We start from the raw sequence: 6,589 nt of genomic DNA, 5'->3' as shown, positions 1-6,589 counted from the left end.
CACAACGCGGCGATGGCCGCGCTGGGGCGGTGAGCGGGGGCGGCCCGGGGGGCGCGAACGGGCGGTGGCCGGCCGGTGGCCCGGCCCGCCGCGTGGTGCGGGTCGCTCAGTCCGCCGACGGCACCCAGCCCGTCGCCCCGATCCGCCCCGCGTCCCGGGGCCGGTCGGAGTCGAAGACCGTACGGGCTCCGTCGCGGACCCGCAGGCCGTCCACGTACGCGCCGCGCCCCACGTACAGCTGGTCCGTCGTGTAGCGCCACCGCAGCCGGACACGCTTCCCGCGCCACGCCGACAGGTCCGCCTCCAGCCGGTGCCAGACGCGACCCGACCAGCCGGACACCGAGCCCGCCGGGTGCGGCTGCGGGTCCGGGCGGTGGCCGGGGCCCGGACGCACGGTGGTGAACGGCACGGGCTGCCAGTCCTGCCCCGCTGACGCCTCCGACGCTTCCAGGACGAGGTGGTCGGCGGACGGTTCGGTGTCCCACCACAGCGCGCAGTCCAGCCGGGCCCGGGCCGAGCCCAGACGCAGGGCGGGCAGGGTCAGCGTGGCGGTGGACGCGCTCGCCATCCCCGAGAACCAGCCCGTACGCCCCCGCTCGGGCCGGACCGGGACGGCCCGCGCCAGCCGGTTCGCGGCCGCCACCCGGGGCGCGCTGCCCGAGCGCCAGCTCCGTACCGGGTGAACGGAGTTGCCCAGCACGATGAGGAAGGTGTCGGTCGACGGGTCGAGGACCAGACTGGTACCGGTGAACCCGGTGTGGCCCGCGCTGCGGGGGGTGGCCATCGCACCCATGTACCAGTGCTGGTAGAGCTCGAAGCCGAGCCCGTGCTCGTCGCCCGGGAACGCGGTGTTGAAGTCGGTGAAGAGGAGGTCGGCCGAGTCCTCGGACAGGATGCGGGAGCGGCCGTAGGTCCCGCCGTTGAGGAGGGTCCGGGCGAGGACGGCCAGGTCCCAGGCGCAGGAGAACACCCCGGCGTGGCCCGCCACTCCGTCCAGGCTGAACGCGTTCTCGTCGTGCACCTCGCCCCAGACCAGCCCGCGCTCCAGGCCCGACCACGGCCGCCGGGCGTCCTCGGTCGCCGCGATCTTCGGCTTCCAGGAGGCGGGCGGGTTGTAGCGCGTGCGGTGCATTCCGAGCGGGGCGGTGATCTCGTCGTGGAGCAGGGCGTCCAAGGGGTGGCCGGTGATCTCTTCCAGGATCAGTTGCAGCGAGATGAGGTTGAGGTCGGAGTAGAGGTAGGCGCTGCCAGGGGCGCTCGCCGGGACCTCGTTCCACAGCATCCGGAGCTTTCCCTCCCGGGTCGGCTCCTCGTAGAGCGGAATCCAGGACCGGAAACCCGAGGTGTGCGTCAGCAGCTGACGGACCGTGACGTCCTGCTTGCCGCCGCCCGCGAAGTCGGGGAGGTACGAGGCCACGGCGGCCTCCAGCTCCAGCGTGCCGCGCTCGATCTGCTGGACCGCCAGGATCGAGGTGAACAGCTTGGAGACCGATGCCAGGTCGAAGACGGTGTCCTCGGCCATCGGGATCTGCCGGTCCGCCGGGAACTCCACCCCGGTCCCGGTCTTCTCGTCGTACGCGGCATAGCGCACCGCCTTGCCGATCGGCCGGTGCAGCGCCACCGTGCCGCCCCGCCCGGCGAGCAGCACCGCACCCGCGTACCAGGGGTGCTCGGGGGAGTCGGCGAGGTACGCCTCGGCGTCCCGTACGAGCTGGTCCAGCGGCTCCTGGAGCAGCCCGGCGTGTGCGGCGCTGCCCCGGCGCAGCGTGGGCCGGTGTGCCCCTGCGTCCATGTCCGCTCCCACTGCTCCGTTGGTGGTGCCGCCCGCCACCGGGGCCCCGTCCGGCCTCCTCCGGACGGCCGCTCCCGCGAGCGGAACCGGCGTCAGCGCGAGCGCCCCGCCCAGGGCCAGTATCCCGCCGCCCAGCCTGCGTCGGCCGATGCCGCCACCGGGTACGCGCCTCTCGGCCGCCGCCCGCCCGTCGCCCTTCGCTTCCCCGGTCATCCGCGATCCCTTTCCGCGCCGGGTGCCCGGCCACCGGGCCGCGCTCGCGCCCGCGTGCCCCACCCGCTCGAAAGTAACTTCCGCAATCCCGCCGAGCAGTGAAAGTTCCTGCCGTCGCAGAGGTTACTGTCACCCCCGCCCTCCCGTACGTCTCCCGACCCGCAAAGAATCTGACGTTCCATCAGAAAATCTCTTCCCTCGGCCGCGCCGCTGCGGCATCCTGCCGCCCATGGAGACGGAGCTGAGCCAGCAACTGGGAATCGAGCACGCGATCTTCGGCTTCACGCCGTTCCCCGAGGTGGCCGCGGCCATCACCAGAGCGGGTGGCTTCGGCGTGCTCGGGGCCGTCCGCTACACCGCGCCCGACGACCTCGCGCGCGACCTCGACCGGCTGCACGAGCACGCCGACGGCAAGCCCTACGGCCTCGATGTCGTCATGCCCGCCAAGAAGGTCGAAGGCGTCACCGAGGCCGACGTCGAGGCGATGATCCCCGAGGGGCACCGCGGCTTCGTGCGGGAGCTACTCACCCGCTACGGCGTGCCCGAACTCGCCGAGGGAGAGGCGTCCGGCTGGCGCATCACCGGCTGGATGGAGGAGGTCGCCCGGGGCCAGCTCGACGTGGCCTTCGACTACCCGATCAAGCTCCTCGCCAACGCCCTCGGCTCCCCGCCCGCCGACGTGATCCAACGGGCCCACGACCACGGGGTCCTCGTCGCCGCCCTGGCCGGAAGCGCCCGGCACGCCCGGCGGCACGCGGAGGCGGGCATCGACGTCGTCGTCGCCCAGGGGTACGAGGCGGGCGGCCACACCGGGGAGATCGGCTCCATGGTGCTGGTCCCCGAAGTCGTCGAGGCCGTCGCCCCGCTGCCCGTGCTCGCCGCCGGAGGAATCGGCAGCGGCGAACAGGTCGCCGCCGGGCTCGCCCTCGGCGCCCAGGGAGTCTGGCTCGGCTCCCTCTGGCTCACCACCGAGGAGGCCGACCTGCACTCGGAGGCCCTCACCGCCAAGCTCCTGGCCGCGGGCTCCGGCGACACCGTCCGCTCCCGCGCCCTCACCGGCAAGCCCGCCCGCCAGCTCCGTACCGCATGGACCGACGCCTGGGACGACACGGCCGGGCCGGGCACCCTGCCCATGCCGCTCCAGGGCCTGCTGGTCGCCGAGGCCGTGTCCCGGATCCAGAAGTACGAGGTGGGGGAGCTGCTCGGCACCCCCGTCGGGCAGATCGTCGGCCGGATGACCAGCGAACGCAGCGTGCGGGCCGTCGTCGACGACCTGACCCGCGGCTTCGAACGGGCTGTCACCCGCATCAACCGCATCGCCGGAAGGAGCGCCACGTGAGCCAGCCCCCCAACGGCTTCTGGGCCCAGGCCGCCGCCGACCCCGACCGCACGGTCCTGATCGCCCCCGGCGGCGAGGAGTGGAGCGCGGGCCGGCTGCACGCCGACGTCAACCGCATGGTCCACGGACTGCGCGCGGCGGGACTGCGCGAGGGCGACGCGTTCGCCGTCGTGCTGCCCAACGGCGTCGAACTCCTCACCGCCTACCTCGCCGCATCCCAGGCGGGCTTCTACCTCGTCCCCGTCAACCACCACCTCGTCGGCCCCGAGATCGCCTGGATCGTCGCCGACTCGGGCGCCCGTGTCCTGATCGCCCACGAACGCTTCGCGGCCGCCGCGACCGCCGCCGCCGACGAGGCGGAGCTGCCGGCCGGTCACCGCTACGGCGTCGGCGCGGTACCCGGCAGCCGCCCGTACGCCGAGCTCCTCGAAGGACACCCCGCGAGCCCGCCCGAGGGGCGCACCCTCGGCTGGGTCATGAACTACACCTCCGGCACCACCGGCCGTCCGCGCGGCATCCGCCGACCGCTGCCGGGCAAGCGGCCCGAGGAGACCTATCTCGGCGGGTTCCTCGGCATCTTCGGCATCCGGCCCTTCGACGACAACGTCCACCTGGTCTGCTCGCCGCTCTACCACACCGCCGTACTCCAGTTCGCGGGCGCCGCACTCCACATCGGCCACCCGCTCGTCCTGATGGACGGCTGGGCGCCCGAGGAGATGCTCCGCCTCATCCACGCGCACCGCTGCACCCACACCCATATGGTCCCGACCCAGTTCCACCGGCTGCTCGCGCTGCCCGACGAGGTGAAGGCCCGCTACGACGTCTCCTCCATGCGGCACGCGATCCACGGGGCGGCCCCGTGCCCCGACCATGTGAAGCGGGCCATGATCGAGTGGTGGGGGAGCTGCGTCGAGGAGTACTACGCGGCGAGCGAGGGCGGCGGGGCGTTCGCCACCGCCGAGGACTGGCTGAAGAAGCCCGGCACCGTCGGCAGGGCCTGGCCGATCAGCGAGCTGGCCGTCTTCGACGACGACGGCAACCGCCTGCCGCCGGGCGAACTGGGCACCGTCTACATGAAGATGAGCACCGGCGGCTTCAGCTACCACAAGGACGAGACCAAGACCCGCGGAAGCCGCATCGGCGACTTCTTCACCGTCGGCGACCTCGGCGTGCTGGACGCGGAGGGCTATCTCTTCCTCCGCGACCGGAAGATCGACATGATCATCGCCGGTGGCGTCAACATCTACCCCGCCGAGATCGAGTCCGCCCTGCTCACCCACCCCGCCGTCGCGGACGCCGCCGCCTTCGGCATCCCGCACGCCGACCGGGGCGAGGAGGTCAAGGCCGTCATAGAACCGGCGGAGGGCCACGAGCCGGGCGAGGCGCTCGCCGCCGAGATCCTCGCCCACTGCGAGGAGCGGCTCGCCGGTTACAAGCGCCCCCGGAGCGTCGACTTCATCGCCGCCATGCCCCGCGACCCCAACGGCAAGCTCTACAAACGGCGACTGCGCGAACCGTACTGGGAGGGCTTCGAGCGCCCGTTGTAGCCCACGACCGGGGCGACCGGGTCCGGGAGGGGCAGACCGCGCCCCTCCCGGACCCGCGTTGTCCGCCACCACGGCGACCGCGGAGCCGGTTCCGACGGGCAGGAGCTGCCCCAGCGGAACGCTGTCGTCGGCGACCGACGCGGGGACGGCGGTATCGCCTCCAAGCAGGAGTCGCCCCCCGACCGCAGCGCCCCCGGCTCCGCGGTTCGGAGGGCCTCCATGTGCTCCTCGTACTCGGCCGGGCGACGTGCGGTCACCTCGCCGGGCTTCGTTCCCCGCCCCGACCCGTTGCCACCGGGGCGGGTGCACCGTGGCGCATGGGCCCGCCTCCCCGCCGGCGTCGGCGGGGAGGCGGCGTCCGCTGAGCTCCGCCGTGGCCGACACGCGGGCTCAGAGGGCCTGTCCCGCTCGATGCGCCATGGCCGCTCGATGCCCGACCGGTGCTCCTGGTTCCGCGCCGGCCTGCGTGCTCAGGCCGCCGTGTCGTAGGTGTAGTGCGGGATGTGGTCGAGCATGTCGGCCGGTGTCACGTCGTTCCACGGGCGCATGGTGTCATGCAGATCCACCACGTCGGCGGTGCCCGCGGCCGGGAGGTAGGGCGAGTTCGGGTGGCGCGCCTGCCAGTCGGTCCACAGCTTGTCGATGTACGCGTGGTGCAGCCAGAACACCGGGTCGTTGGGCGAGACTCCGGTGGCCATCTGGCCGCCGACCCACACATGGACCCGGTTGTGCAGATTGACGCCGCGCCAGCCCTCCAGATGGTTGCGGAAGCCGTCCGACGCGCTGTTCCACGGCGCGGTGTCGTATGTGCTCATGGCGAGCACCGAGTCGACCTCGGCCCGGGTCGGCAGCTGCCGGCCGCCCGCTCCGAGGTCGCGGCGGAGGTAGCTGCGCCCGTCCACGCGTACGGTGATGGGCCATCTGCCCGCGTCCGACGCGAAGGGTCCGGTCATCACCCGGCCGTCTCTGCTCCGCCCGGTACCGCCGAGGAAGTCGTCCGCCCAGAGCGAGGACGCGGCGGTGCGGTCGGCGGCCCAGTCCCAGTACGGCAGCGCCACGGACGCGTCCACGGACTGGAGTGCCTGCTCGAACTGTATGAGGAATCTGCGGTGCCACGGAAGGAACGACGGCGAACGGTGGCCGACCCGCTCACCGTTGTCCGTGTCGCTCATGATGAAGGCGTTGTGCGTGGTGACGAACGTGTCGTAGCGGCCGCTGCGCTTGAGCTCCAACAGGGCGTCGACGAAGCGCTTCTTCTCGGTGGCGGTGAGGTTCGCCTGGTTCTTGCGTACGGTCATGGCTGGTGCTCCGGGTTCAGGCGAGGGCGAGAGGGACGAGTGCGGCGCCCTGAAGCTCGGCGACGGCGGCGCGGGCCACGGCGAGCGGGGTGGCGAAGGTCTCGTAGTGGTTGACAACGCTGATCCAGGTGCCATCGGCGTTGCGCATCACATGCAGCTCCTTGCCGTCGATGTGCACCTGGTAGCCGCTGCCGTGGTCGTGGTGTCCGCCGTGGTGGGAGGGTGCTCCCTGTATGCGGCGGCCCTGGTAGACCTCGTCGAAGGAGGCTCGTTCCGCGGCTGTAGCCCGAGGTGCGGGGGTGGCGGAAGGGCCGGCGGCGCGGGCCACGCCGGCGACGGCGAGTCCGGCGAGGGCTCCGGCGGAGGCGCCCAGTGCGCGTCGGCGGGTGATTCTGGACAT

At 72.8% G+C, this 6,589-nt stretch carries 5 protein-coding genes; 2 read left to right on the top strand and 3 right to left on the bottom strand.

What is annotated here, in order from left to right:
• Positions 1-106: 106 nt before the first annotated feature.
• Positions 107-2,005: a serine hydrolase domain-containing protein gene (locus CIB93_RS26825; RefSeq protein ID WP_096630538.1), complete on the bottom strand. Its 1,899-nt coding sequence runs from the start codon at positions 2,003-2,005 to the stop codon at positions 107-109.
• A gap of 229 nt (positions 2,006-2,234) precedes the next feature.
• On the opposite strand from CIB93_RS26825, the gene CIB93_RS26820 reads away from it, so the two are divergent.
• Positions 2,235-3,344, top strand: a complete 1,110-nt coding sequence (locus CIB93_RS26820; RefSeq protein WP_096630536.1) for a nitronate monooxygenase family protein — start codon at positions 2,235-2,237, stop codon at positions 3,342-3,344.
• On the top strand, positions 3,341-4,891 hold the full coding sequence (locus CIB93_RS26815) for an acyl-CoA synthetase (RefSeq protein ID WP_096630535.1): 1,551 nt from the start codon (positions 3,341-3,343) through the stop codon (positions 4,889-4,891). The genes CIB93_RS26820 and CIB93_RS26815 overlap by 4 nt, the downstream gene beginning before the upstream one ends.
• A 470-nt stretch (positions 4,892-5,361) precedes the next feature.
• On the opposite strand, the gene CIB93_RS26810 is transcribed toward CIB93_RS26815, so the two are convergent.
• Together CIB93_RS26810 and CIB93_RS26805 are read right to left on the bottom strand one after the other, a co-directional pair.
• Positions 5,362-6,189 carry a tyrosinase family protein gene (locus CIB93_RS26810; RefSeq protein WP_096630534.1) on the bottom strand — a complete coding sequence of 276 codons (828 nt, stop codon included), beginning with the start codon at positions 6,187-6,189 and terminating at the stop codon, positions 5,362-5,364.
• Between the two features lie 16 nt (positions 6,190-6,205).
• Positions 6,206-6,589, bottom strand: coding sequence for a tyrosinase cofactor (locus tag CIB93_RS26805; protein ID WP_096630533.1), 384 nt, complete (start codon positions 6,587-6,589; stop codon positions 6,206-6,208).

The organism is Streptomyces sp. WZ.A104 (assembly GCF_002382885.1).
In the GTDB taxonomy this organism is placed as follows: Bacteria; Actinomycetota; Actinomycetes; order Streptomycetales; family Streptomycetaceae; genus Streptomyces.
Note: the sequence above shows the minus strand (reverse complement) of the source record. Positions and strands in the feature narration are given on the sequence as shown.